The 531-nt window shown below is 47.1% G+C and carries 1 protein-coding gene; it reads left to right on the top strand.

What is annotated here, in order from left to right; translation table 11 throughout:
- The coding region (locus R7F64_RS24315; protein ID WP_318072213.1) for a TAXI family TRAP transporter solute-binding subunit at positions 1-531 on the top strand (531 nt) is incomplete at both ends.

Genomic DNA, 531 nt, shown 5'->3' with positions numbered 1-531 from the left:
TTTAAAGGGTAAAAGAGTCAACATTGGTAATCCTGGCTCTGGTCAGCGAGGCACTATGGAAGTGTTGATGAAGGAATATGGTTGGAGCAACGATGATTTCAAACTGGTTTCGGAATTGAAAGCGGCAGAACAATCGAAAGCACTTTGTGATAATAAAATCGACGCAATGGTTTACACCGTTGGTCACCCAAGTGGTGCGATTAAAGAAGCAACCACTTCGTGCGACAGTAACATCGTGACAGTCTCTGGCCCAAAAGTGGATAAGCTAATCGCCGACAACAGTTTTTACCGCGTTGCTACCGTGCCTGGCGGCATGTATCGCGGCTCGGATAACGATGTGATGACATTCGGTGTTGGTGCGACGTTTGTTTCATCTACTGCCGTGCCTGAAGAGGTGGTGTATAACGTCGTGAAGGCCGTGTTTGAAAACTTCGATGATTTCCGTCGTCTTCATCCCGCGTTTGCGAATTTGAAGAAAGAAGAAATGGTGAAAGATGGTTTGTCTGCGCCACTTCATCCCGGTGCGCTTAA

This window comes from Vibrio sp. Vb1980 (assembly GCF_033338615.1).
In the GTDB taxonomy this organism is placed as follows: Bacteria; Pseudomonadota; Gammaproteobacteria; order Enterobacterales; family Vibrionaceae; genus Vibrio; species Vibrio alginolyticus.
The sequence above is the reverse complement of the archived record's forward strand: the minus strand, read 5'-3'. Positions and strand labels throughout refer to the sequence as shown.